The organism is Citrobacter sp. Cb023 (genome assembly GCF_030336805.1).
GTDB lineage: Bacteria > Pseudomonadota > Gammaproteobacteria > Enterobacterales > Enterobacteriaceae > Citrobacter > Citrobacter braakii.
On the sequence record NZ_JAOWCV010000038.1, the window covers coordinates 471,363 to 496,811 of the forward strand.

At 52.9% G+C, this 25,449-nt stretch carries 19 protein-coding genes; 1 reads left to right on the top strand and 18 read right to left on the bottom strand.

All coding sequences use genetic code 11. From position 1 onward, the window contains the following. Nucleotides 1-104: 104 nt before the first annotated feature. From ldtD to cmoM, 5 genes are all read right to left on the bottom strand, one after another. Nucleotides 105-1,856 carry a L,D-transpeptidase gene (gene ldtD / locus OGW44_RS16105; protein WP_016156125.1) on the bottom strand — a complete coding sequence of 584 codons (1,752 nt, stop codon included), beginning with the start codon at nucleotides 1,854-1,856 and terminating at the stop codon, nucleotides 105-107. A 256-nt stretch (nucleotides 1,857-2,112) separates the two neighbouring features. Then, nucleotides 2,113-6,573, bottom strand: a complete 4,461-nt coding sequence (mukB, locus tag OGW44_RS16110; protein WP_016152458.1) for a chromosome partition protein MukB — start codon at nucleotides 6,571-6,573, stop codon at nucleotides 2,113-2,115. Beyond that, on the bottom strand, nucleotides 6,573-7,277 hold the full coding sequence (gene mukE, locus OGW44_RS16115) for a chromosome partition protein MukE (protein WP_016152457.1): 705 nt from the start codon (nucleotides 7,275-7,277) through the stop codon (nucleotides 6,573-6,575). Before mukE ends, mukB begins: the two co-directional genes overlap by 1 nt. Further along, nucleotides 7,258-8,580 carry a chromosome partition protein MukF gene (gene mukF / locus OGW44_RS16120; RefSeq protein ID WP_185654326.1) on the bottom strand — a complete coding sequence of 441 codons (1,323 nt, stop codon included), beginning with the start codon at nucleotides 8,578-8,580 and terminating at the stop codon, nucleotides 7,258-7,260. Before mukF ends, mukE begins: the two co-directional genes overlap by 20 nt. After that, the gene (cmoM, locus tag OGW44_RS16125) at nucleotides 8,573-9,376 is read right to left on the bottom strand and encodes a tRNA uridine 5-oxyacetic acid(34) methyltransferase CmoM (protein ID WP_049042122.1); all 804 of its coding nucleotides are present in this window, start codon (nucleotides 9,374-9,376) and stop codon (nucleotides 8,573-8,575) included. The genes mukF and cmoM overlap by 8 nt, the downstream gene beginning before the upstream one ends. A 135-nt stretch (nucleotides 9,377-9,511) precedes the next feature. Here cmoM and elyC point away from each other — a divergent pair, with 135 nt between their 5' ends. Next, nucleotides 9,512-10,276, top strand: coding sequence for an envelope biogenesis factor ElyC (elyC, locus tag OGW44_RS16130; RefSeq protein WP_019076401.1), 765 nt, complete (start codon nucleotides 9,512-9,514; stop codon nucleotides 10,274-10,276). 35 nt (nucleotides 10,277-10,311) lie between these two features. Here elyC and OGW44_RS16135 read toward each other — a convergent pair whose 3' ends face one another. From OGW44_RS16135 to OGW44_RS16195, 13 genes are all read right to left on the bottom strand, one after another. Continuing rightward, nucleotides 10,312-11,205 (bottom strand): YcbJ family phosphotransferase, encoded by an 894-nt coding sequence (locus OGW44_RS16135; RefSeq protein WP_049042123.1) that lies wholly within the window; start codon nucleotides 11,203-11,205, stop codon nucleotides 10,312-10,314. A 163-nt stretch (nucleotides 11,206-11,368) separates the two neighbouring features. Beyond that, the gene (gene kdsB / locus OGW44_RS16140) at nucleotides 11,369-12,115 is read right to left on the bottom strand and encodes a 3-deoxy-manno-octulosonate cytidylyltransferase (RefSeq protein WP_016152452.1); all 747 of its coding nucleotides are present in this window, start codon (nucleotides 12,113-12,115) and stop codon (nucleotides 11,369-11,371) included. Then, nucleotides 12,112-12,294, bottom strand: coding sequence for a protein YcaR (ycaR, locus tag OGW44_RS16145; RefSeq protein WP_003035793.1), 183 nt, complete (start codon nucleotides 12,292-12,294; stop codon nucleotides 12,112-12,114). The genes kdsB and ycaR overlap by 4 nt, the downstream gene beginning before the upstream one ends. A gap of 51 nt (nucleotides 12,295-12,345) precedes the next feature. Continuing rightward, on the bottom strand, nucleotides 12,346-13,578 hold the full coding sequence (locus tag OGW44_RS16150; RefSeq protein ID WP_185654325.1) for a winged helix-turn-helix domain-containing protein: 1,233 nt from the start codon (nucleotides 13,576-13,578) through the stop codon (nucleotides 12,346-12,348). Between the two features lie 41 nt (nucleotides 13,579-13,619). Next, on the bottom strand, nucleotides 13,620-14,597 hold the full coding sequence (gene lpxK, locus OGW44_RS16155; protein ID WP_185654324.1) for a tetraacyldisaccharide 4'-kinase: 978 nt from the start codon (nucleotides 14,595-14,597) through the stop codon (nucleotides 13,620-13,622). Next, on the bottom strand, nucleotides 14,594-16,342 hold the full coding sequence (gene msbA, locus OGW44_RS16160; protein WP_049042995.1) for a lipid A ABC transporter ATP-binding protein/permease MsbA: 1,749 nt from the start codon (nucleotides 16,340-16,342) through the stop codon (nucleotides 14,594-14,596). Before msbA ends, lpxK begins: the two co-directional genes overlap by 4 nt. A gap of 36 nt (nucleotides 16,343-16,378) precedes the next feature. Further along, the gene (locus OGW44_RS16165; RefSeq protein ID WP_185654323.1) at nucleotides 16,379-18,643 is read right to left on the bottom strand and encodes a ComEC family protein; all 2,265 of its coding nucleotides are present in this window, start codon (nucleotides 18,641-18,643) and stop codon (nucleotides 16,379-16,381) included. Between the two features lie 206 nt (nucleotides 18,644-18,849). Then, the gene (gene ihfB / locus OGW44_RS16170) at nucleotides 18,850-19,134 is read right to left on the bottom strand and encodes an integration host factor subunit beta (protein ID WP_003035780.1); all 285 of its coding nucleotides are present in this window, start codon (nucleotides 19,132-19,134) and stop codon (nucleotides 18,850-18,852) included. A gap of 160 nt (nucleotides 19,135-19,294) precedes the next feature. Then, on the bottom strand, nucleotides 19,295-20,968 hold the full coding sequence (gene rpsA / locus OGW44_RS16175; protein ID WP_003035776.1) for a 30S ribosomal protein S1: 1,674 nt from the start codon (nucleotides 20,966-20,968) through the stop codon (nucleotides 19,295-19,297). Between the two features lie 113 nt (nucleotides 20,969-21,081). Then, the gene (gene cmk / locus OGW44_RS16180; protein ID WP_016152447.1) at nucleotides 21,082-21,765 is read right to left on the bottom strand and encodes a (d)CMP kinase; all 684 of its coding nucleotides are present in this window, start codon (nucleotides 21,763-21,765) and stop codon (nucleotides 21,082-21,084) included. 233 nt (nucleotides 21,766-21,998) lie between these two features. Further along, on the bottom strand, nucleotides 21,999-23,282 hold the full coding sequence (aroA, locus tag OGW44_RS16185; RefSeq protein ID WP_046275667.1) for a 3-phosphoshikimate 1-carboxyvinyltransferase: 1,284 nt from the start codon (nucleotides 23,280-23,282) through the stop codon (nucleotides 21,999-22,001). A gap of 68 nt (nucleotides 23,283-23,350) precedes the next feature. Beyond that, on the bottom strand, nucleotides 23,351-24,439 hold the full coding sequence (gene serC, locus OGW44_RS16190) for a 3-phosphoserine/phosphohydroxythreonine transaminase (RefSeq protein ID WP_016152445.1): 1,089 nt from the start codon (nucleotides 24,437-24,439) through the stop codon (nucleotides 23,351-23,353). Nucleotides 24,440-24,651: 212 nt separating this feature from the next. Further along, on the bottom strand, nucleotides 24,652-25,344 hold the full coding sequence (locus OGW44_RS16195; RefSeq protein ID WP_185654322.1) for a DUF421 domain-containing protein: 693 nt from the start codon (nucleotides 25,342-25,344) through the stop codon (nucleotides 24,652-24,654). Nucleotides 25,345-25,449: the final 105 nt, after the last annotated feature.

The window sequence follows — 25,449 nt, forward strand, 5'->3', positions numbered from 1 at the left end:
TAGTCCACGTCAAGGCTCCCAACCCCAGGAAATACGGGGCTTGCAGCCATTTCGCCCCGTTTCCAGCATAACTTACGACAATTATTTTCCTCGAACTGCTTCATTTATCTGATTAATTGTTCAGCTTTTGACACAATTTGTGCACTGGATCGCGCTGTCTGATCGTAATTGTAAATATCTGTACGATACTGCGTGCGACCATCCGGGCCAACAAATGCGGTCAGATAGTAGAGGTTGACGGGGATATTCTGGCGAATATTCACGTACCTTGTATCCCCTTGCTTCAGGGCATCCGAGATGCGCGTATCATTCCACCCCGCATCCTGTAGCAGCATATTCGCCAGCTCAGATGCCTTGTTCACGCGCACGCAGCCGGAGCTTAACGCCCGCGAATCCTTCTGAAACAGAGTGTGGTTCGGCGTATCGTGCAGATAAATAGCATCCGAACTCGGCATATTGAATTTATAGCGTCCGAGCGAGTTACGCGCTCCCGGAGCCTGCTGGAAGCGGAACGGCAGATTGGAGGCGGTGATGGTGGCCCAGTCAACCTGCCACGGATCTATCGTCTCTTTGCTGTTCCAGCCGCGCATTACGGTATAGCCGTGACGCTCAAGATACCCTGGGTCATTCCAAACCTTAGGCAGAATATCCTTCCGGGCCAGCGTCGGCGGCACGTTCCACGGCGGGTTAACGACCACGTTATTCAGCGCACTGCTCATCATCGGCGTTTTACGATCGGGACGTCCGACGATAACGCGCGAAGCCAGTACCTGATTGCCGTTTTGATAATACACCAGCGAGTAGGCAGGAATATTCACCATAATACCGGTAGACAGCGTACCCGGCAGCAGGCGCAAGCGCTGAATATTTAACGCCAGCACGCCCGCACGTTGAGCGGGCGTCACGTTCAGCCAGTCACGCGTGGCAGGGCCAATCGCGCCATCGGCCCCAAGCCCCTGCCACGTCTGAAACCGCTTAACTGCGTCAACAAGTTCACGATCGTAAGCGCTACGGCCTTCTTTGGCAGCCGTACTGACAACAGACTCCAGCATCCCGGTACGGCGCAAAATTTCACGCAGCGCAGGGATGTCGTTACTCCACTCCCCCGGACGCAGCGTCGCGGTACTGGTCAGTTGCGGCCAGGGCCGCGTATCGCCCACCAGCTTGAGCAGCGATTCATGCATGGCTGCGTACTGCGGATGTTGCGGTGCCAGGCTGGCGACAAACGAAGTCAGTTGACCGTTATCCAGCGCGACTTGCCATTGGTTGATCACGGAAATCGGCGGCGTCGTCAGCGCATAGGGCTTATCGCTATAGAGCCAGCGATTGCCTTTGACGGGGATGTTGGCAATAAAGTGCAGATACCCCATCATCGCATCTGAGAGCACGATATCTCGCGCCTGACCGGTTACTGCCGGGTCAGTCAGTAAAGCGACCCAGGTGGTGAACTGCGGCTGAAAGCCGGCAATCGCCACTTCAGCTAACTGTTGCTGAAAGGCTTTTACCGCATCACGATTTTCCCACATCGGTTTCATTTCGCGTGCGGCATACAGCAGTTCCAGTTGGCTCATATAAACCGGTGTGAAGCCCGCAGGAAGTTGAGATTGTAATTCGGCGCGGGCTTTATCAACTGACACGCCCTCGGGCAGCGGTTGGATACCTGCCATGATAGCCGTCGCGGAAGATTGAGCCTGCGGCTGCGATAACGCTGTTGGCTGTTCACTGACGGTCGCTGAGCTATCGCCAGGGATCATTTCAGGCTCATCGGCCTGCGCATTGAACAGTGGAGCGAATGTTACGGCCAGGCACAAACTAATTGCCGACAGCCGACGACCACACATTTTATTAAGCAACATCCCTTGCCCCCTGTTTTTTTATCATACTTTGAGTAGCCAGGCCGTATGTCTTCCCCTTATTTTGGCGGGGCCGAACCTGTAAAACGCCAATACAAGCTGAAGTATGACGAGCAAGCCTGTGACGCGTTAGGCTTACCTTTAGTATATAAACATGAAAAAATTTTTGCCTAACCTAATGTAAAGAAGTTTAAAGAAATTACACCAGTTATTGAGAATTTCCGGAAAAAAAGAAGGCGGCCATTTAGCCGCCTTTTATTTAGCTTGCCTGCGAGGAGGCATCTTCGGTGCCAGGCAGCGGCTCAGGTAACTGAGGCGCAAACCCGCGCAGACCTACCACGTGAACGTGTTCGGTGTTCTGGAAGACTTTACGCACCAGTTTGTAGGTGGTGCCTTTCTCCGGGCTAATGTTTTCTGGGGCTGCGATAATCAGCTGCATTTGCAGACGCTCGCACAGTTCAAACAGAGTCGCGATAGAGCGTGCATCAAGTCGCGCAGCTTCATCGAGGAACAGCAGACGGCAAGGAGAAATATCTTTCCCGCGCAGTCTACGCCCTTCGTCTTCCCAGCTTTGCACAACCATCACCAGAATAGACATCCCGGTCCCGATCGCTTCACCGGTTGACAGCGCACCAGATTCAGCACGCAGCCAGCCGTCAGAGCCACGGTTAACCTCAACTTCCATTTCCAGATAGTTACGGTAATCCAGCAGCTCTTCACCAATGGTTTGCGGCGTACGTTGCCCCATATCAATCTGCGGATTCAGACGCTGATACAACTTCGCCAGCGCTTCAGAGAAGGTCAGACGATTGCTGTTAAACAGATCCTGGTGCTGCTCATGCTGTTCGGAAAGTACGTCCAGCAAGGTAGCATGCGTCTCGCGTACGTTGACGTTCAGACGAACGCTGTTTACCTGGCCAAACGACACGCTTTGCAGCCCCTGGTTCAGCATGCGAATACGGTTCTGTTCGCGCTGAATGGTCTTACGAATGATATTCGCCACGCTGCGAGAGCTGATCGCCAGTTTCTGTTCGCGGGACGTTAATTCTTCCGTCAGACGGCTCAGCTCAATCTCCATCTGTTCGATCGCTTCAACCGGATCGTCGGTACGGATGATATCCTGACGAATACGTTCACGCAGATGCTGATAAACCGCGACAAAGAACTGAATTTTACGCTCTGGACGTTTTGGATCTTCAGACATGCGCAGTACATCGCGCAGGTGTTCGTTATCCGCAACCGCCAGGCGCAGCGCACCGAGCGCCTTATCCGACATTGAGCGCAGTTCATCACCGGAAAGATACGCCAGCTCACGACGGTGCAGGCGGCGTTCAACGCCGTTATCTTTCACCATCCGCATCACCGCACACCATCCGGCTTTCGCGGTAACCACCTGCTCGCGCATCTCAAAATAATCACGTTCCAGCTTGCGCAGCCTGCGGGTCAGGTTTTCCATCTCCGCTTCGCAGAAGGTCAACGCTTTTTCCAGTTGGTTACGGCGGGCACGGTTATTGCTGAGCTGCGCATGCAGTTCATCACGACGAATACGCGCGCGCTCTTCGGCACCGCTGTCCGCACGAACGCCAATATCCTGCAGTTCACGTTGTAAATCGTTAAGCAGCTCTTTTTTGGTGTCATAGGAGCTTTTCAGCGACGCCATGACCTGGTTGTACTGGCTTAACTGTGCGGCGTGACTGCGTAGCGCTTCACGGGCGCGGGTACGTTCAGCTTCCGCCTGTTCCAGGCGCTCACGCAGTTTTTCGTTCAGATCGCTGTTGCCGCTAAGCATTTCAGCAGAGTCGGAATAGCTAAAGTGCGCCCGGCGCTGCACCACTTCGGTCAGAGCAAAAGCTTGCTGACGCGCATCGCGCTGCATCTGCTGGGAATACGCGTAGTCTTCCTTCAGCTGTTCAAACTGCTCAGGGTCATTTTGCAGGACCGAAACAATCGGTTCCAGTTTGGCTAACTGGTTGCCATGTTGCTGCACAAAACGCGCCGCTTCCTGGGCTTCATCCAGGCGCTCACGAATTTCGTCCACGCGATCGGCCAGCGTGTCATCCGCCAGCAGATTCAAACGCGGGAGAAGGCGGTTAAGAGCGGAGACCCCCTCTTTCGCCTGCTCAAACTGCATACGGCTTTGCTGATTATCATTTTCATGATTGCTCAGCGCACGTTCCAGTTCAACGCGACGGCCATTCAGTTGGCGAATTTCCGCTTCCGGATCGGCTTCAAACGCCACCGACAAATGACTGCCAATGAAACGACTGAACGCCTGATGCAGACGCTGGGTTTTCTGGACGTCAAAGGAGAGCGTTGCGAAACGTTCAGACAGCCCTTCACGCTCAGCATGCAGGGTTTCGATACGGCTTTCGCGCGCTGCACGGCCAAAAATCGGCACCGTCGGGAAGCGGGAATAACGCCACTGACGCTCGGCGGTTTTCACCACTACCGCTTTTTCCAGCTCATCAACGCTGAAAACGCTGTCATCAAACGACTGCGGATCCCCTTCGATGAAATAGAGATCTTCCGGACAATCCGTCAGCCCTTCAAGCTGCTCGGTAATCAGCGACAGATCCGGCACCACGATGGCATGACGCGAAGGACCGTACAGCGCAGAGAAGTACGGCGCATCTTCAAGGCTAACGTCGTCATAGATTTCTGACAGCAGGACGCCACCGAAACGCTCCGCCAGCGCGTTCAGACGCTGATCTTCCGCCCCGCCCGGCTGACTTAAACGTTCAATTTCTTCATCAACTGCATTTTTGCGCGCACCGACTTCATCACGCTCAACAATGGCTTCACGCTCGCGCTCCAGCAGTTGTTGCAGATACTCGGTCACGTCCTGGCTTGAGGTAAACTCTTCGCCACACTGCTCGCTAAGCTGATTCAGGCTATTCTGCGCGGCCAGCCAGACAGGCGCACGTTTCATCAGGTGCTGGATACGAGACTGCAGCTGTTCCTGCTCCTGACGCAACGTCATACGCTGTTCGCTGGCAGAAGAGACGCTATCCGACAAGGCGGCGATGCGTGCTTCCAGCTCCTGGTGCAGCGCTTCCAGCTCATCGATATCGAACTGTTTACCCTGACGCTTGCAGAATTCAGCCAGCAGACGCTCGGCGTCTTGCTGTTCGCGCAGACGCTGCTCCAGTTCGCTGAGTCGCATACGCAACGGCTGAACCTGTTCCGCCAGGTGGCGCTGTTCAACGCCTTCCCGCAGCAGTTCACGCGCCACGCTCCAGGCTTCACCACGCGCCAGCGGGCCATTGATAGCCGCCACCAGCTGATAAGCCTGTTCGAACTGGCTGTGCGCAGTTTGCGCCACGCTCATTTTTTGTTCCAGCGTCAGCAGTTTTTCAGTGGCTTCCTGCTCTTTAGCCTGGAAAGTTTCCAGCCATTCAGCAGCGCTGTCGGCGGTCAGATCCGGTAAGTGGCAGAGCTCTTTCGCCCGATTCAGCGCCTGGATCGCCTGGGTATATTGGATGGCTCGCGTTTGCTGGACGTCCAGCGCTTGCTGATAATCGGCAAGCTGGCTTTTCAGCTCATCCACTTCCAGTTCCGCGGCTTCTGCGCGGGCTTCGTTTTCATCCTGGCGGTCAACGGCTTCCGCGACCACCTCATTTTGTTCTTCGAGACGGACCTGCAGTTCTTCGAGATCCGCTTCGTAGCGTTCAATTTTTTCCTGCTGACGCAGCGCGGTTTGCACCAGATTCAGGTGATCGCTCGCGGCCTGGTAATCAGCTTCCAGATCGCCTTCCGCGCCGTTATGCTCGCCCAGTTCGCGCGCCATATCCACGTGCTTATACTGCTCAGCGGCCAGCTGCTTACGTGAAGTATGCAGCTCACGACGATATTCCAGCGCTTTATCAAGATGGATACGACGTTCGTTGGCGTGACGCATATAATCCGCGGCCACATAGTTGGTCGCTTCGCTGATCAAATGCTTAAACAGATCGCGGTCAGACTGAGTTACGCGAATCGCTTCCAGCGTCATGCGGTTTTCACGCAGCGCCGCTTCCATATCCTGGAAGGCTTTACGTACGCCGCTGTTTTCCGGCAGCAGGTAGTCACGCAGTGAACGGGTAATGGCACTGGAGATCCCGCCGTACAGCGAGGCTTCAATCAGACGATAGAATTTACTACGGTCAGACGCGGAACGCAGACGACGGGCGATAATGCCCAGATCGAACATCAGTGAGTGATAATCGGTGATTGAGTTGAACTGTTTAAACTGCACGCCTTCCATCTCATCAAGCTTCTCTTTCAGCTCAGAGAGGGACAGCACGCGCGCCTGGCGTTCATTCAGCGTTTCCGTCACCAGTTGGGTTGGCTGCACCGACATCGGCAGTCCCTGAATGGCAAACGGTTTGATATCCACTTTACGATCGCGACCGGCAACCTGTTGCAGACGCACCCCCACGACCACGCGCTGATGGCGCGAGTTGAGGACGTCGAGCATTGAGTAACAGACGCCCGCTTTCAACTTACCGTGCAGGCCCTTATCACGTGAACCACTGGTTGCACCGGCTTCGGTGGTGTTACGGAAATGCAGCAGGGTTAAGTCCGGGATGAGCGCTGTAACAAATGCCGCCATGGTGGTGGACTTACCCGCACCGTTACCGCCGGACAGCGTGGTAACCAGTTCATCAAGGTCGAATGTACGGGCAAAAAAACCATTCCAGTTAATCAGCGTAAGTGAGCGAAATTTACCGCGTTCAATCATTATTCTTCTTCTCCACTGTCCGGCTGATTCTCTTCGGGCTCATCGTTGAGCTGCAGGCGGTTCTCGACCGGCATCGCTTCGCCATCACGAATTAAGCGACGCTGCGCTTCGCGCGGATCGTCACCGCTGCGCACATCCGCGCCAAAGCGGAAGACTGATTCCGTAATACGGAATTTGCTGCTGTCGTGACCCATAAACCACACCATGCCTAAACGGCGCAGACGGTTTAGCGAAGAACGAACTTTTTCCTGTAGCTTCTGGCGATCAACATCCGAACCGGTTGAACGGTTGTTCACCAGTTTCAGCAGCTTCGCTTCATCAGCCAGCGTTAGCAGCTCGTCGTACAACTCTTGCTGGGTAAAAATCCCTTCGTTCGCCAGGCGTTCCGGGCTGAGATAGAGATAGCAAAGAATTTTACCGACCATCATGTCCAGTTCAGACAGGACCGAACGGGGAATGAGCGTCGTTGAACGCGGGCGAAGGTAGAAGAACCCTTCCGGCGCACGGATCAATTCCACGTTATAGCGGCTGTAAAACTCTTCAAAATATTCCTGAAAATCCATCAGGAAGGCATGATTATCCAGTTCATCCAGACCGATATGGCGGCCCGAACGTAAGGCGCTGTCCAGCGCCGGAAATAACGGATTCGCCAGCGCCTGCGCCAGCTTTACCGGCATCACTTGTTCAATATTTGTCAATGACATGCGCCTGTACCTTGGCTCCGTAATCATTAATCGGCTGCCATTTGGCTGGCAGTCCGGTGAAGTCTGCTTGCGCTACGCCAAGGCGTACCGCCTGATCGATAACAATGCGCGCGACGTCGAAATGACGCGCACGTGGGTATTGCGCCAGATACTCGCGCACGACCAAACCGAGATCCAGTGGTGTTTGTCTGGATTTGTAGATAGCCAGCTGTTCTTCGATGATCGCCGCCAACTGTTCACGGATCTCGTTAAATTCTTCATATTCCAGATCTTCCGGAAGCTCGCCGGTGACCTCTTCGTCACACAGCACCATCTCTTCGTCACGCATATCCAGCAGACGATCGGCGTTGGCATAGGTTAGCGCCCACGGATCGTCAAAGTATGTCTGCACGGACTGGCGCAAACGCTGGGCAAAGACGCGGTTTTTATCCATATCGATCGCGGTACGGATAAACTTATGCACGTGACGATCGTAGCCGATCCATAAATCAATGGACTGCTGACCCCAACTGATAATGCGGTCGAGCTTACTTTGTAAGTCAAACACCAGCCGATCGACGAAATGCAAATCGTCATGCGTCATCGTGGCGTCCTGGATGTGTAACAGGTGAGCCTGTAGCTTATCCCCCGCCGCTTCCAGCGTATCCTGCAGTTCACGCAGCGTACCAGACGTTTCAGAGAGCAGCAGTTCACAGCTGGAGATCGCCGCCCGCCAGTCTTTATTAAGCAACTGTGCGATGTCGTCTTTTACCTGCTGTTGCTGCTCATCCATGATGCGCTGAGTCAGATCGATACTGTCGAAAATCTCCGCCACCGAGTATTTCAATGGCGCGTAGACGTTACGATGCCAGTGGAACTCATCGCCACCTTCCGCTGCCGCATCCGCCGCGCGCTTTAGTTCACCTGCAACAATCGACAGCTGCATTGAAAGACGCAGCGTAGAGAATTCGCGCTGACGAATGTAGTAATCCGTGATGCCAATTCCCAATGGCGTTAAACGATATATAGCGTTGCCTTCCGCCTGCTCGCTGGTAAAGCGGTTCAGCAGACGTTGACGCACCATATCGTTGATCGCGTTGTTGGCGCGTACGCCGATGGTTTCGCTGGTTTGCTCAAACGCATCACTCACATGGCGGAACGCATCCACCAGCTCACCTTCACTCATCTCGCCGTCAAGTCGCTCACCGTTCAGGGTCGCGACCGCCAGCAGGAACGAAAGTCTGTCTACCGGCAGAGAGATGGAGAAGTCATTTTTTCTGGCCCAGGCAACCAGTTCGGGGACTGTCTGGGAAAATTCACTCATAAATTATCCTTGCATCTGCGGCTCGGGCCGAACTTTTAATCGCGGTGACATGAATATAGCGCCCAAGGCTGATATACGGTTCCTGGCGGCAATAGCGCGTTTCTAACTCAAGTAACATTTCAAAGTCGTCATGTTGTTTATGTTTATCTCGCAGATAATCATGAAACACGCGGACGCCCGTTTTACCGGTTATCTGCCAACCGATCTCGTCCAGCCACTGGTAGACCTGCCCCGGATCGCGCGGGTAGTCCGGTGAAAGCGTGCGCTTTTTACGTTTCGGCATCCCCACCTGCACATAGTCAAAGTTCCCTGCGACCATGTTATGCATCAACAGACCGTTAGCATTGTAGAACATTAACGACAGCGCGCCGCCTGAACGCAATACTGACCACAGAGTCTGCAACACGCTGACCGGATCTGTCACCCACTCCAGCACAGCATGAAACAATATCAGATCAACCGGGCTTTCCAAATGCGAAGCAACATCCTGAGCGGCGCATTGTATAAAATGCATGTTCCCGCTCACACCTTTTGCCTCTGCCGCCTGTTGCGCTCGGGCGATCATCTCGCCAGACAGATCGCATAATGTGACGAAATGTCCTCGTTCCGCCATTTTGATGGCCGTTTGCCCTTCACCACCACCGGCATCCAGAATGTGCAGTTTTTGCTCATCGAATGTTTCCAGTAATCGATCCAGATCCTGCCAAAGGATAGCCTGTCTTAATTGACCTTTGGTGGTGCCGTAAATGTTACGGGAAAACTTCTCTGCAATGTCATCAAAATTGCGGTCCCGCATCGGGCTCTCCACATACTGGCTTTAGGGTGACTAAGTAAAACCGCTATTTTGTCACACCCACGCCGAGAATGAACCTTCCTGGTGTAATATCCCTTCAGATCCCCTGCTGTATGGTTAAAAAAGGAACCAAAAAGGATGCTTTTTACGCTGAAGAAAGTGATTGGCGGTATGATGCTGCCGCTGCCACTGATGCTAATTATGATGGGTATTGGCCTGGCGCTGGTCTGGTTCAGTCGCTTTCAAAAAACAGGGAAAGTGTGTATTAGTCTGAGTTGGCTGGCACTGTTACTCCTTAGTTTACAGCCCGTCGCCGACAGCCTGTTGAAACCGATTGAGGACAGTTATCCAACGTGGCAAGGTTCGCAAAAAGTGGAATATATTGTGGTGCTGGGCGGAGGGTATACCTGGAATCCGCAGTGGGCGCCGAGTTCAAATCTGATCAGCAACAGCCTTCCACGTCTGAATGAAGGTATTCGCCTATGGCGCGCAAACCCGGGATCGAAGCTCATCTTTACCGGCGCTGCCGCAAAGACGAATAACGTCAGTACCGCAGAAGCTGGCGCCCGAGTAGCGCAGTCGCTGGGGGTGCCAGCCAATGAAATCATCACCCTGGATCACCCCAAAGATACCGAAGAAGAAGCCGCAGCGGTAAAGAAGGCCATCGGCAATGCGCCGTTCCTGCTGGTAACCTCTGCCTCCCACTTACCGCGGGCGATGATCTTCTTCCAGCAGGCCGGCTTGCATCCGCTGCCAGCGCCAGCCAATCAGTTAGCAATTGATTCACCGCTTAATCCGTGGGAGCGCGCTATACCTTCACCCGTCTGGTTGATGCACAGCGATCGCGTTGGTTACGAAACCCTGGGACGCATCTGGCAGTGGCTGAAGGGATCGGAACATTGACAGGAATGTTGCCTGATAAGGTGTTCACATGTTTATCATGCGAGCCACGGCAGCAATGATTTCGTTGCCAGGTCAAAGTTGGAACGATTAAAGCGTCCGGTGTTGACCAGTTGCGCCACTTCATCCCATAACACGTACAACCAGCGCCGCCAGATGAATGACTCCGCCACTGGCGCGCGCTGTAGGTATTGCCAAAGCAGGCTTTCCGCCAGCGCATTATCCATCAAGCGGAACAGTTCATATTCCCTTGGCGCCCACAGCATCAACCCCGGTCCCACCATAGCCAGAAGCTGATCGCTACGGGCGTCTTTGAGCATGCTACGTAAACTGAAATTACCGTGGATCAGCACGCAGTTATCATTGAATCCTTCAAATAAGGCAGGCAAACACTCACGCGTGCGAAACAGGATCCGCTTGTCCTGCATCGTTAGCCCGGTATTGTTGAACTGATTTAACGTGGTCCACAGCACCTCAACCCGCTGACGATACCAGGATGGCCAGATATTCTCTTGCGTGTTATCCACCATTCCCACGCAGCCAGCACTATCCTGCCGATGCCATGACAGCAGACCTTCTACGATCTGATCTTTTAAATGTTCCCAACGTTCGGGCGTTCGGGCAGGCGCTTCCACCGGCACTCCACGTAAACGCTCAAGCAGTAGCACATCAGGACCGGGATGTTCCTCATGGGTTAAGACCCCATAAATGACGGGCATACGCACCGTACCACTGCGCGCCAGCATGGAGGTTTTCCATGCCAACTGCTGCGCCATACCCGGCGTGGTGAAACTTCTCGCCATCAGTGGCATCGGATTTCCCTGGCTGTCGTACAGTGACCACAGGGCCGTATCCACTTTTTCATTCACGCATTCTATACGACTGAGTTTTTCACCCAACAGATGACTGAGTTCGGCACGCAACTGTTCCATTTCGGATTGCCCTCATAAATGCTACTGCTTTCATAATGAGCGTCGTGCAGACAGATGTCACCCGGATGAGATCAATTGATGAAAAGAAAAGTGGCGGGAAAGCGTAACGGTATGACACTCCTCCCAAAAATTCGCGTCATCAGGGGGAGTGTCGTGAGAAAAACTAACGCATTTCGGCGCGAACGCGCTCAAGATCTTCGGCAGTGTCTACGCCGGTACCGGGTACTTCTTTGGCGACGGCAACATGAATTTTTTCGCCGTACCACAGCACACGTAGCTGCTCCAGCATTTCAATATGCTCAAGCGGGCTGGGCTGCCAGTTAACATAACGGCGGATAAAACCGGCGCGATAGCCGTAAATACCCAGATGTCGCAGGAAGGTGTCACCCACCGTTTCCAGGCTTTTAGCGAAACGGTCGCGATCCCACGGAATGGTCGCGCGTGAAAAATAGAGCGCATAACCTTCGGCGTCCAGAACGACTTTCACCGCATTCGGATTAAATGCCTCTTCCGCACTGTGAATCGGGGCAGCAAGGGTCGCCATACCGACCTGGCGCTGTGCCAGATTCTCAGCGACCTGGCGAATAATGACCGCCGGGATCATCGGCTCATCACCCTGTACGTTCACAATAACGGTATCATCGCTAAAGCCACATTTCTCGACGACTTCCGCCAGACGCTCCGTACCGGACTGGTGATCGGCGCGGGTCATGCATACTTCACCCCCCACCGCTTCTACCGCGCGAGCGACATCTTCGTGATCGGTCGCAACAATAATACGTTCAGCGCCAGATTCACGCGCACGCTCCAGCACATGCACGATCATCGGCTTGCCATTGATATCCAGCAGCGGCTTGCCCGGCAAACGTGTGGACGCATAACGCGCAGGAATAATGACCACAAAACTCATGATTTACTCTCATCAGCAGTCAGAACGCGAGCTTCGGTTTCCAGTAACACGGGAATGCCATCACGCAGTGGGAAAGCAAGGTTATCCAGTTTACAAATCAGTTCCTGTTTTTCCTGGTTAAACCAGAGTTTGCCATTGCATACCGGGCAGGCAATGATTTCAAGCAGACGATGATCCATAGTTCCTCCAGATGGACCGGATTGTGAATCCGTAAATATTAACATAATCGCTTACCGTGCTGGGTCTATTTCCCAACCATGGCGCGCATCAGCAAATAAACCTTCAGGATAGCGTCCCAGCGTCACACGTGTTGCCTGCTGCCAGCGGGCAAAATCATCAATCGCCTGAAACAATCCTTTTTGCAGAGTAACCCCAGGTTTGACGCCATCCTGTAACCAGAGCGAAATCACTTCCAGTACGCCCGTTTTGCGGTGCATTTTGGCATCCATCCGCCCAACTAACTGCCCGCGATGCAGCAGCGGCAGGACAAAATAACCATACTGACGTTTCGGTGCTGGCGTGTAGCATTCGAGGCGATAGCTAAAATCGAATAGCTGCTCTGCCCGTTTACGATCCCAGACCACCGGATCAAAGGGTGATAATACTGCGCTATGCGTCGCCGTTAATTTACCCGTCAATGCCTGCTCCAGCAGCGGCTGAAGGTGGCTATGCAGCCACAGGGTTCCTAACCCTTCGACATCGACAGGAATAATCTGTTGCTGCTGTGCACGTACGTTGCACCAGTTTTTTAGCGCCGGACGCTTCAGGCGATAGTAGTCTGCCAGCCATTGTTCGCGAAAAATCCCCAGACTGCGGGCGCTGTTATCCAGCATGAGGCTTTCAGCTTCTTCCTGTGAAAGCCGGTCGCGTTCATCATCCCAGTGCGGCATGACGCGATGGGTTAAATCATACACTCGCTGGAAATTACGCCGTTCCACCACCATCACTTTCCCGGCGGTGAACAGGCCTTCAAGATGACGCTTATGCGGTTTCCATGCCCACCAGCCGCTGGCCCCCTTGCGCAGATGCTCAAAATCGGCAGAGCGGACTGGTCCGTTATGCTGGATGTGCTGGAGCAGTTGCTCAATCTCATGCGCATGTTCTTTCATCCACTCCGCTTTATATTTCCAGCCCATTTTCTCCGGGGCCAGCATGCGGTGACGTATCAGCATAAAGTCGCTACGCGGCAAAAAGCAGGCCTCGTGCGCCCAGTATTCCATCAGTTCGCCCCGCTGCAACGCGTCATCCAGCCACTGGGGCGAATAATCACCCAAACGACTAAACAGCACCAGGTAAGGGCTGCGCGCCACAATATTGATGGTATCGATTTGCAGTAACGACATGCGCGAAATGGTAGCAAGAATATCTGCTGGGGTTGCCCGACTGCGTGTTTTTTTCAGCAGCCCTTGAGCGGCAAGGTGAAGATGACGGGCATCCGTCAAAGAAAGACGCGGCAACGACATTTATGGCCTCATAAATGATTCGCTGCCGCAGCGTGAATCAGTTAGCGAGTCAGCGAGATTAAGCTATCCAGCAACATATCAGGCCGATCGCCTGACAAATGAGCGTCAACAGGTAAATACCACCAGTTTTCATCGGCAAATGCACGGCACTTAACCGCATCTTTTTCCGTCATCACCAGCGTTTGCCCGGCGTCTGCAAACGCACTGACGTCACTGTAGGTCAGAGACTGATGGTCTGCCAGCGCAATACTTTTTTGCACGCTGGCACCGCATGCTTCCAGCGTGGCAAAAAAACGCGGTGGATGGCCAATGCCCGCCATGGCGACAATATTGGACAGCAGCGACACATCGCGGCGTTCACCCGTACGTAAATTAACGGCCAGCCCCGGTACAAGTCGCATAGGGATTTCCCCTGGCTGCGCAACGCCACCGTTAACGATAGTCGCATCCACCGATTTAAGCCGGCCTGCGCGTTCCCGCATGGGACCCGCGGGAAGCCACCAGCCATTGCCAAACCGACGTTCTCCGTCAATAACCACGATTTCAACATCTCGCGCCAGACGGTAGTGCTGTAGCCCATCGTCCGTCACAATCATCTGCACATCGTGTTGGGCTAAAATGGCTTTGACCGCATCCGATCTTACCGGGGATACCGCTACGGGCACACCGGTACGTTGGGCGATCAGTACAGGTTCATCACCCGCTTCTGCCGTAGTGGTATCTGCGGTCAGTAACAGCGGGTAAGCAGCCGCTTTCCCGCCATAACCACGCGACACTACGCCCACGCGAATCCCACGTTGACGCAGTTGTTCAACCAGCCAAATGACCACTGGTGTTTTGCCATTGCCACCTGCGGTCAGGTTTCCGACCACCACAACCGGGACTGGTGCACGCCACGCGCGTTTAATCCCAAGCTTGTAACATAAGCGGATCCCCCCGCTCACCAGGCCATACAGCCAGGAGAGCGGGAGTAACAGTCGCCACAGCGGCGACTCACCAGACCAGATTCGAGCGATCATTGACCGAATTGCATTTTATGTAATTGTGCATACACCCCACGCTGCTCAATCAGCTCGCTATGGGTTCCACGCTCAACAATAATACCGTCTTCCACCACGATGATTTCATCCGCCTGTTCAATGGTAGAAAGGCGGTGAGCAATCACCAGGGAGGTACGGTTTTTCTGAAGCTCATCCAGAGCAGCCTGAATCGCGCGTTCAGACTCGGTATCGAGTGCCGACGTTGCTTCATCAAGGATCAGAATCGGACTGTCACGCAACAAGGCGCGGGCAATAGCGATACGCTGGCGCTGACCACCAGATAGCAGGACGCCGTTTTCGCCAATCACCGTATCCAGGCCATTGTCCATCTTATTGATGAAATCCATGGCGTAAGCCATTTTCGCCGCTTTTTCGATCTGCTCACGGCTGTACAAATCGGTACGCGCGTAGGCGATGTTGTTGGCAACCGTATCGTTAAACAGGTGCACATTCTGCGAAACCAACGCGACCTGATCGCGCAGGGATGCCAGGGTATATTCACGTAGATCGTGTCCGTCCATCAGAATCTGCCCTTCATCAATATCATAGAAGCGCGTGATCAAGCTGGCGATGGTGGATTTCCCTGAACCCGAACGGCCAACCAGGGCAACGGTTTTCCCCGCTGGAATATTCATGTTGATGTTGCGCAGCGCAGGTACTTCACGTCCCGGATAGGTGAATGTCACGTTGCGGAACTCGAGATTGCCGGTAGCGCGTTCGATTTCGCGCGTACCTTCATCTTTTTCCTGCTCGCTATCCAGAATCGTAAATAAGGTCTGGCAGGCCGCCATACCGCGCTGGAACTGTGCGTTGACGTTGGTCAGCGATTTCAACGGACGCATCAGCGCGATCATTGACGAGAAGACAACCGTAATTGTCCCTGCAGTCAGGTTTTCCATTACGCTTGGGAAGCTGGCTGCATACAACACGAAGGCCAGAGCCAGAGACGCAATCAGCTGGATGATAGGATCGGAGATAGAAGAGGCGGAAACCATCTTCATGCCCTGCAAACGCATCTTATTGCTGACTTTATCAAAGCGCTTAGTTTCGACTTCCTGACCACCAAAAATCAGAACTTCTTTGTGGCCTTTTAGCATCTGCTCCGCACTGGTCGTAACCTGCCCCATGGTGTTTTGCATATTTTTACTGATGCTACGAAAACGCTTGGAAACTATACGAATCGCCACTGACACAATTGGCGCCAGTACAATCAGAATCAATGACAGCTGCCAGCTGTAATAGAACATCATGATAAACAGGCCAATAATTGAAGCCCCTTCACGTACCACCGTGATCAGCGCGCCGGAGGACGATGACGCGACCTGCTCTGAATCATAGGTAATACGTGACAACAGCGTACCTGTAGACTGCTTATCAAAATAGGAGACCGGCATGCCCATCATATGGCCAAACAGGCGGCGACGCATGGTCATGACCACTTTGCCTGATACCCATGAGATGCAGTAGCTGGAGACATAGCTGGTGAATCCGCGAAGAACCATTAGTCCAATGACCACCAGCGGCATCCACTGCAGCACCGAGCGATCCGTTTTACCAAAACCATCATCCAGTAATGGCTTAAGGAGCGATAGCATGAAGGTATCGCTGGCCGCGTTCAGGATTAACGCTATACCCGCCACGATCAGACCCGATTTAAAAGGCGCTATGGTTGGCCATAGTCGGCGAAACGTCTGCCACGTAGAGAGATCTTTATCGTTATGCATTCAAAAAACCAGCATTTGTTAGAATAGCCGCATATTCTACCCGTTATCCTCCGACACGCCAAACCACTGATGATACCAACGAGGTAAAATCTGATCCCGCAAGCTGTTTATTCGCCAGTTTTTTTGATAAAAATCCAGCGTAATCTGCCCCTGGTGTGGTGTATCCAGCCATTGATAATTTTGTTGCCGATAACGTTGCTTCACTTTCCTGGACGGGAGACGCCAGGCATTGTAACGGGATGCGGAGGCTAGCGCGGCCTGCCCGCCGACCCGCTGAATCAGCGCCTGCGATGATGAGGTATTGCTACCATGATGTGGAACCTGTATCACCGTAGACTGCAGATGCTGCCAGTAGTGACTGAGCATTTTTTGTTCAGCGGGAGACTCTATATCTCCGGTCAGCAGAATACTCTGATGCCCGTCATCGACCTTAACCACGCAGGAGTGGTTATTCCCCAGATTTTTATTTCTACGCACGGGCCAATGCGCACTAAAGGTTAACCCTTGCCATTGCCAGCGCTCCCCGCGTAAACACGGGAGATGCCCTTCCCAACCTAATGAGCTTCTTATCCATAGCGACGGCCAGGCTTGCTGCAGCGAACGCAACCCGCCCCGGTGATCAATATGCTCATGGCTTAAAATAACGCCTTCTGGCTCCAGGTTGTGCCAATGTAGCCAGGGAATAATCAGCTGTTGCGCGCTATCGCCTTCAGGCCATGCCAGACCGGTATCGTAAAGAATCGCTTTCCCATTGCGCGCAATGACCATCGCCAGCCCCTGCCCGACGTCCAGCATATGCACTTGCCAGACATCAGTACGTGGCGTTCGCCAGAACGGGGCGCTCAGTAAAAGGAGCACAGTGACGCAAACTACCGGTATAGTTCGCCACGCGTTCAGCCGATATGCGATGAGCAGGAGTCCGGGTACAAATGCAAGCCATTGCCAACGTGCATCAATATTGATCCACCCTTCAGGCAGGCTCCTGAGCCCCCAAAATAATAGCGCGAGGGAGCGATCCGCTAAATACCATAGGTTCGACTCAACCATCGCCAGCCCGGTTAAATGCACGATCATGCCTGCTAATATCAATGGTACGGAAATAAACGTAACCAGCGGTACAGCAAACAAATTCGCCAGAAATGAGGTCAGGCTAAAACCGTGAAACATCGCGATTTGCACAGGCAGAAGCAGGAGCGTAATTCCCAATTGCAAATGAGCAAGCGCCAGAAATTGGCGTCCAACGCGAGACAGCGGCCAATCCGGCATCGGAACCCATTGATACCAGAACAGCAGCGCCGCAACGGCAAAAGCAGACAACCACAGACTTTGTGAAAGAACGGCGACAGGATCCACCACCAGAATGGCTGCCAGACAGCAGATCCACACCGCCCATCCACTCCACTGCCTACCGCTGAGTTTTAGCCCTCCCCAGACCAGTAGCGCAACAACCGTACGTAATGCCGGGGGCTGTAGCCCCGTTAACCAGGCATAGAATGTTGCGCAGACGATCCCGCCAACTAACGGAACCTGCCAGCAAATCCATCTGGTTGGCATAAAAAATTGCCCCGCGCGAATTAATCCTGCAGCCAGAAGTGCGGCAAATGCAATATGCAGCCCGGAGATAGCCATCAAATGGGCCGTACCGGTATCACGCATAATGGTTTTCACCGCTTGTGACACGGACAAGCGCTCCCCCATTCCCAGGCCCAGTATAACCTGCTGCCAGGGATAGTCAGCGAGCGCGCTTTTCAACGAGGAGAGATACCGCGAACGTAAATTGCATTGTTGTGTGATAACCGAAGCCTGCAAAAATCTTCCCGTCAGCAGCTGGTGCTGCGCCAATGCGTAACGCTGGCTATCAAACCCGCCCTCGTTCAATTGACCGTGTATAGCACGAACCTTCAACGTCATCGCCCATGTCTGGCCCGCACAAACGTTGCCGGGTAGGTACTGCCCATACAGAGTAATTCCGATGTCAGGAAATACCCGCTTCCCCTGCAGATGCGTGATCTGGCCGTAGTGCGTTGTCATATTATCGGTTCCGGTTATCCGCACGATGGCCTGCTGGCTTTTTGCAGGCAGCGTATTACCGGCCCACAGCGCATCTTTCGCAGCCAGAACTCCCCAAAGAAAAAATAGCAGGGTTAATCCGGCGAAACGTACAGGGCTGTGAGAAATAAGGCAGAGCAGAATTGCCAGACCAAATATAACGCCGATGCACAGCATGTCAGGTAACGCAGGTAATAGCATAAGCGGGAGAATGCCGAATAATGCACTCGTACTAACCGTTGTTATTTTCATCAGTCACCTCCCTGTAGCAGGAAGTGTGCAGTAATGTTCGACGGTTGTCTGGTGCCAATTTAGCGTTATACGGTATGCATTCCGCTAACATTTAGCGGCGCTTGTAACGTGCAAATTAACTGGGATGGAGACTCCAGGATGGGTTGGCAGAAATGAAAAAAGCACCCATGCGGGTGCTTTTCTCGGCGTTAAGTCTCGCTAAAAACTTAACCGTAAATATTGGCGCGATCGCGCAGTTCTTTACCTGGTTTAAAGTGCGGAACGTATTTTCCTTCCAGGTCCACTTTATCGCCGGTCTTCGGATTACGTCCGGTGCGCGGTGCGCGGTAATGCAAAGAGAAACTGCCGAAACCGCGGATTTCAATACGCTCGCCCTGCGCAAGAGTCGAGGCCATATGTTCCAGCATCTCTTTAACTGCATCTTCAACCGCTTTCGCGGGAATATGAGGTTGCTGGGTTGCAAGTCTTTCAATCAATTCTGACTTGGTCATGATTCCTCCGGTTCCTTAAAGGCATAATTAGCTGCTGCATTGATTAAGGGCGGCCTTAGCCGCCCTTTGTCATTGATTACAGGACGAATCCTGTAATCTGTCAAGCTACTCGTCACCCTTTGTGCTGTTAACAGCACAAAGGATTTGGGAGCACTCGATATTACTCGCCTTTAGCTGCTTTGAAAGCTTCAGCCATTGCGTTGTTAGAGAAGTTAGCATCTTCCTGTTTGTTAACAGTTGCGATTGCATCTTTCTCATCAGCTTCGTCTTTAGCACGAACAGACAGGCTGATTGCGCGGTTCTTACGATCAACGCCGGTGAATTTAGCTTCAACGTCGTCGCCTACGCTCAGAACCAGAGTTGCATCTTCAACGCGGTCGCGGGAAGCTTCAGAAGCGCGCAGGTAACCTTCAACGCCGTCAGCCAGTTCTACGGTTGCGCCTTTAGCATCAACTGCAGTGACTTTACCGTTTACGATTGCGCCTTTCTTGTTCAGTGCAACCCAGTTGTTGAACGGATCTTCTGCGAGCTGTTTAACGCCCAGAGAGATACGCTCACGCTCTGCGTCAACCTGCAGAACAACAGCTGCGATTTCGTCGCCTTTTTTGTATTCACGAACTGCTTCTTCGCCTGCAACGTTCCAGGAGATGTCAGACAGGTGAACCAGGCCGTCGATGCCGCCGTCCAGGCCGATGAAGATACCGAAGTCAGTGATAGACTTGATTTTACCTTCAACACGGTCGCCCTTGTTGTGGGTTTCCGCGAACTGCTGCCATGGGTTGTTTTTGCACTGCTTCAGACCCAGGGAGATACGACGACGTTCTTCGTCGATATCCAGAACCATAACTTCCACTACATCGCCAACGTTAACAACTTTGGACGGGTGGATGTTTTTGTTGGTCCAATCCATTTCGGAAACGTGAACCAGGCCTTCAACGCCTTCTTCGATTTCAACGAAGCAGCCGTAGTCGGTCAGGTTGGTCACGCGACCAGTCAGTTTGGTACCTTCCGGATAACGCTTAGCGATAGCTACCCATGGATCTTCGCCCAGCTGTTTCAGGCCCAGAGATACACGAGTACGCTCGCGGTCGAACTTCAGCACTTTAACAGTGATTTCGTCGCCAACGTTTACGATTTCGCTCGGATGCTTAACGCGTTTCCATGCCATGTCGGTGATGTGCAGCAGGCCGTCAACGCCACCCAGATCAACGAATGCACCGTAGTCAGTGAGGTTCTTAACGATACCTTTAACTTCCATGCCTTCCTGCAGGTTTTCCAGCAGCTGATCGCGTTCTGCGCTGTTTTCGGATTCGATAACGGCACGACGGGAAACAACAACGTTGTTACGCTTCTGATCCAGCTTGATTACTTTGAATTCAAGCTCTTTGCCTTCCAGGTGCAGCGTGTCGCGGACCGGACGAACGTCTACCAGGGAACCCGGCAGGAACGCGCGAATACCATTCAGCTCAACAGTGAAGCCACCCTTGACTTTGCCATTGATAACACCAGTAACGGTTGCAGCTTCTTCGTAAGCTTTTTCCAGCGTGATCCAAGCTTCGTGACGTTTAGCTTTTTCACGGGACAGCAGGGTTTCACCGAAGCCGTCTTCTACTGCATCCAGAGCAACGTCAACTTCGTCACCAACCTGGATTTCCAACTCGCCCTGGGCGTTTTTGAACTGCTCTGCCGGAATGGCGGACTCAGATTTCAGACCAGCGTCAACCAGTACTACGTCTTTGTCGATAGCAACAACAACACCACGAACGATGGAACCCGGACGGGTTTCGATTTCTTTTAAGGATTCTTCAAACAGTTGAGCAAAAGATTCAGTCATGTTTAATCTTCAGGTTTCATATTTAACGTCCACCTGGCTCCATGCCGGATGGGGTTGTTTAACATACCCGCTGTCAATCCATTGCAACGGGGGTACTGCAAATTCGGTCGCACTTAAGCGAGTGCCAGTTTTTGGCGCGCGTATTGTAACGCTTTTTCAATCACTTGCTCAATGCTTAATCGGGTTGAATCCAAAACTAAAGCATCAGCAGCGGGAACCAGCGGCGCTACAGCACGGTTACGATCGCGGAAATCGCGTTCTTCGATCTCGGCCAAAAGGCGTTCAAAGTTAACACTAAAGCCCTTTTCCTGCAACTGTAGCATACGTCTATGCGCACGTTCTTGCGAGGAGGCGTCCAGGAAAATTTTCACTGGTGCATCCGGGAACACCACGGTCCCCATGTCTCGTCCGTCGGCAATCAGGCCGGGCGCTTCACGAAACGCGCGTTGGCGGCGTAACAGCGCTTCGCGTACGCGAGGAAACGCAGCGACCTGAGATGCGGCATTCGCTACTTCCTGGGTGCGGATTTCGCCGCTGACATCTTCACCTTCCAGAATGACTTCCAGGTTGCCGTCCGTTGAGATAAAACGCACATCCAGGTGTGAGGCAAGCGGTACCAGAGCATCTTCAGATGTGACATCAACATGGTGATGCAACGCTGCGAGCGCCAGTACGCGGTAGATCGCGCCTGAATCTAACAGATGCCATTGCAATGCTTCCGCCATTGCCTTGCACAAGGTGCCTTTTCCTGCACCACTTGGGCCATCAATGGTAATAACCGGGGCAATTGCCGTCATCTTTTTCTCCTTAAACGGGCATACGTTAACGTGAACGCCGCGCATTATACGCGCCAACGCTAATAATCGTTAACACAGAGTGTAAAAACCCGATTAGTCTGTAACGATGTGAGGAAGAATTGCGCAATTATAGCGGGCTGGCGAGAAACCAGCCCGGAAGATGACACTGATTTACTTTTTATCTGCAGCGATGCGCTCACGAATATGCGGAGCGCGATCGTCAGATGTGAGGATCAGGCAGGTGTACTAATACGCGCCAACTGTTCGAAATAATCCGGGAAGGTTTTGGCGGTACATTTAGGGTCCAGAATGGTCACCGGCGTGTCAGACAACGCCACCAGCGAGAAACACATCGCCATGCGGTGATCGTTGTAGGTCGCGATCTCCGCAAACTGTAACGTCGCCGGTGGTGTAACGCGAATATAGTCTTCGCCCTCTTCAACGATCGCGCCCACTTTACGCAACTCGGTCGCCATCGCGAACAGGCGGTCGGTCTCTTTGACGCGCCAGTTATAGATGTTACGTAAAGTCGTGGTGCCTTTAGCGAACAGCGCTGCCGTGGCTATGGTCATCGCCGCATCGGGAATATGGTTCATATCCATGTCTACCGCGTTCAGCTCACCGTGAGTACAGGCAATAAAGTCATCGCCCCAGGTAATGGCCGCGCCCATTTTTTCCAGCACATCAGCGAAGCGGATATCACCCTGCATACTGTTGCGGCCAATCCCGGTGACTTTTACCGTACCGCCTTTAATGGCTCCCGCTGCGAGAAAATAGGAAGCGGAAGAAGCATCGCCTTCAACCAGATATGCACCCGGTGACTGATACTGCTGCTGACCCTGCACAACAAAGCGCTGGTAGTTCTGATTCTCAATTTCAACACCAAACGTTTTCATCAGGTTCAGTGTGATATCAATGTAAGGTTTGGATACCAGCTCGCCTTTAATGGCGATCGTCGTATCCTGCGGCGCCAGTGGCGCAGTCATCAGCAGCGCAGTCAGGAACTGGCTGGATACGCTGCCGTCTACCTCAACCTGTCCCCCGGTAAAGCCACCGCGCAGACGTAAAGGCGGATAGTTTTCCTGCTCCAGGTATTCAATGTTGGCTCCGCCCTGGCGTAACGCATCAACCAGATGGCCAATCGGGCGCTCTTTCATGCGCGGCTCGCCTGTCAACACGATGTCATTACTGCCCAGACACAGCGCAGCGGCCAGTGGGCGCATTGCGGTTCCGGCATTGCCAAGGAACAGTTCTACTGCGCCTTCGGCATGCAGCGCGCCGCCATTGCCGATAATCTCGCAACGCGTACGGTCGGCAGAAAGGGTATAGCTAATTCCTAACGCATTCAGAGCATTAAGCATATGGCGGACATCATCGCTGTCCAGCAGGTTGGTCAGGACAGTGGTGCCATTTGCTAATGCAGCCAGCAGCAAAGCGCGGTTAGAAACACTTTTGGATCCAGGCAGATTGATGGTGCCATCCACCCGCGCAATGGGTTGTAACGTCAGGGATTCCATGAAACTCGACTCTCAAAAACAGACATAAAAACCCCACAGACTGGCTGTGGGGATGAAAATACAGCAGATTAACCGCGGCGGCGCTCGAAATCGACCATGAAATCGGTCAGCGCTTTTACACCTTCTAGCGGCATTGCATTGTAGATGGACGCGCGCATACCGCCGACCACACGGTGCCCTTTCAACGCGTGCAGACCCGCAGCGAAAGACTCTTCCAGGAAGAGTTTATCCAGTGCGCTGTCAGCAAGCTGGAACGGTACGTTCATGCGTGAACGGTTCGATTTTGCCACGTCGTTACGGTAGAAATCGCTGTTATCGATTACGCCGTACAGCAGTTCCGCTTTTTGCTGGTTAATTTTATCCATCGCGTTAACACCGCCCTGCTCTTTCAGCCATTTAAAGACCAGGCCAGACAGATACCAGGCAAAGGTTGGCGGCGTGTTGAACATGGAGTCGTTGTCATTCAGCACGGTATAGTCGAGGATTGACGGGCATGACACATGAGCCTTACCCAGCAAATCTTCACGTACGATGACAATGGTCAGCCCGGCCGGGCCGATGTTTTTCTGCGCCCCGGCATAAATTACGCCATAACGGCTCACGTCAAGCGGTGCGGAAAGAATGGTAGAGGACAGATCCGCCGTAACCACCACATTGCTGGCAAAATTCGGCGTTTCATCGATCGCAATGCCATCAATGGTTTCATTCGGGCAATAGTGCAAATACGCCGCGTTGTCAGAAAGCTGCCATTCGCTCATTGGCTTAACAGCACGCAGTCCGTCAACGGTGACTTTGGCGTCGATAACGTTTGGCGTACAGTATTTTTTCGCTTCTTTAATTGCGCTGGCGGCCCAATAACCGGCATCAACGTAATCCGCCGTGGTTTTGTCACCCAGAATATTTAACGGGATACCCGCAAACTGCCCGCGCCCACCGCCATGGCAGAACAACACTTTATAGTTGGAGGGGATGCTGAGAAGATCGCGAAAATCCTGCTCCGCTTCCTCTGCGACCTGGATGAATTCTTTGCCACGGTGGCTAATTTCCATCACCGACGTGCCAAGACCGTTCCAGTCGCGAAGATCCTGTTGAGCCAGTTTAAGTACTTCTGCCGGTAACATTGCCGGACCTGAACTAAAATTGAAGACCTGAGCCATTTCCCCTCACCACGTTGTGTTGTTGTCCAATCAACATCCTGTCATTGGCGATAATCCGGTGACAGACATTGGTATAAGTTATTCCTGTGGATATCGGTTTTATCATTCAGTGACACGCGCCGCAATGGGTAAAACTGGCCAGGGTAAAAATGTGTCATTGGTCACACAACAGAATCTATCGGATTGACGGGTAAAAACCGAGATTTTCGCTGTCAGGTGACCCGTTTTGCCCGACTGGCCTTCGACCATTCTGGATTTGCACAGCGTGGACATAATTGATGATCTCCGGCGTTCATTTGCACCACTTCACTACACCGTATACAGGCATAGTCCCCAGCTTCAGGTATCACTTTAAATCGCTGTGTACAGCGTTTAGGCAAAATACTGAGCCCCGGCTTTACGTCTTCATCGGCAAAGAAATAGACGCTGATTTGCCCATTTGTCTCCAGGATGGCCAGTCTCACCTGTCCCAATTGCTCCACGCCGTTCAAACGCAATTCCATAAAGAATTCGAATTCCGTCATATTGGCGCTATTGAGCTTCGACCATGCCAGTTCGCCGTCCTCAATGATCACAACGGGCTTGCCCTCCAGCAAATCCTCCATTTTCTCGCTATGCGCCATCAGCCACATAGCCAGCCGATACAGCACAGCAAGCGTAATAAAGACCACCAGCACCGGCAGCATCGGGACATCATCATAAAATGCCACGTCTCCCGCCGCGGACCCCAGCGTAAGGATGATCAGCACTTCAAAAAGCGACATCTGGCGTACGCCGCGACGTCCGGTGATTTTTAAAAACAGAAAAACCAATATAAAGGTATAGAGGCTGCGCAGAGCAACTTCTCCCAGAAAATCCATGGGCACCTTATCCAGTACCATTCGGTGTAAATCAAAAGCTTTCATTATTATGCTCTAAACGTGGTTGGCTGTAGGAAAGCATAGCTAATACTTTTATTTACGTCTGAACTCCGGCGACGATAGCGCCATTCATTTAAAACCCGTATCATT

What these genes read in the sequence shown, in the direction of transcription:
- msbA (WP_049042995.1), bottom strand. Translation starts at nt 16,342, where the DNA reads ATGCATAACGATAAAGATCTCTCTACGTGGCAGACGTTTCGCCGACTA.
- elyC (WP_019076401.1), top strand. Translation starts at nt 9,512, where the DNA reads ATGCTTTTTACGCTGAAGAAAGTGATTGGCGGTATGATGCTGCCGCTG.
- rpsA (WP_003035776.1), bottom strand. Translation starts at nt 20,968, where the DNA reads ATGACTGAATCTTTTGCTCAACTGTTTGAAGAATCCTTAAAAGAAATC.
- cmk (WP_016152447.1), bottom strand. Translation starts at nt 21,765, where the DNA reads ATGACGGCAATTGCCCCGGTTATTACCATTGATGGCCCAAGTGGTGCA.
- serC (WP_016152445.1), bottom strand. Translation starts at nt 24,439, where the DNA reads ATGGCTCAGGTCTTCAATTTTAGTTCAGGTCCGGCAATGTTACCGGCA.
- ycaR (WP_003035793.1), bottom strand. Translation starts at nt 12,294, where the DNA reads ATGGATCATCGTCTGCTTGAAATCATTGCCTGCCCGGTATGCAATGGC.
- cmoM (WP_049042122.1), bottom strand. Translation starts at nt 9,376, where the DNA reads ATGCGGGACCGCAATTTTGATGACATTGCAGAGAAGTTTTCCCGTAAC.
- OGW44_RS16150 (WP_185654325.1), bottom strand. Translation starts at nt 13,578, where the DNA reads ATGTCGTTGCCGCGTCTTTCTTTGACGGATGCCCGTCATCTTCACCTT.
- lpxK (WP_185654324.1), bottom strand. Translation starts at nt 14,597, where the DNA reads ATGATCGCTCGAATCTGGTCTGGTGAGTCGCCGCTGTGGCGACTGTTA.
- OGW44_RS16135 (WP_049042123.1), bottom strand. Translation starts at nt 11,205, where the DNA reads ATGGAACAGTTGCGTGCCGAACTCAGTCATCTGTTGGGTGAAAAACTC.
- mukB (WP_016152458.1), bottom strand. Translation starts at nt 6,573, where the DNA reads ATGATTGAACGCGGTAAATTTCGCTCACTTACGCTGATTAACTGGAAT.
- mukE (WP_016152457.1), bottom strand. Translation starts at nt 7,277, where the DNA reads ATGTCATTGACAAATATTGAACAAGTGATGCCGGTAAAGCTGGCGCAG.
- ldtD (WP_016156125.1), bottom strand. Translation starts at nt 1,856, where the DNA reads ATGTTGCTTAATAAAATGTGTGGTCGTCGGCTGTCGGCAATTAGTTTG.
- mukF (WP_185654326.1), bottom strand. Translation starts at nt 8,580, where the DNA reads ATGAGTGAATTTTCCCAGACAGTCCCCGAACTGGTTGCCTGGGCCAGA.
- OGW44_RS16165 (WP_185654323.1), bottom strand. Translation starts at nt 18,643, where the DNA reads ATGAAAATAACAACGGTTAGTACGAGTGCATTATTCGGCATTCTCCCG.
- OGW44_RS16195 (WP_185654322.1), bottom strand. Translation starts at nt 25,344, where the DNA reads ATGAAAGCTTTTGATTTACACCGAATGGTACTGGATAAGGTGCCCATG.
- aroA (WP_046275667.1), bottom strand. Translation starts at nt 23,282, where the DNA reads ATGGAATCCCTGACGTTACAACCCATTGCGCGGGTGGATGGCACCATC.
- kdsB (WP_016152452.1), bottom strand. Translation starts at nt 12,115, where the DNA reads ATGAGTTTTGTGGTCATTATTCCTGCGCGTTATGCGTCCACACGTTTG.
- ihfB (WP_003035780.1), bottom strand. Translation starts at nt 19,134, where the DNA reads ATGACCAAGTCAGAATTGATTGAAAGACTTGCAACCCAGCAACCTCAT.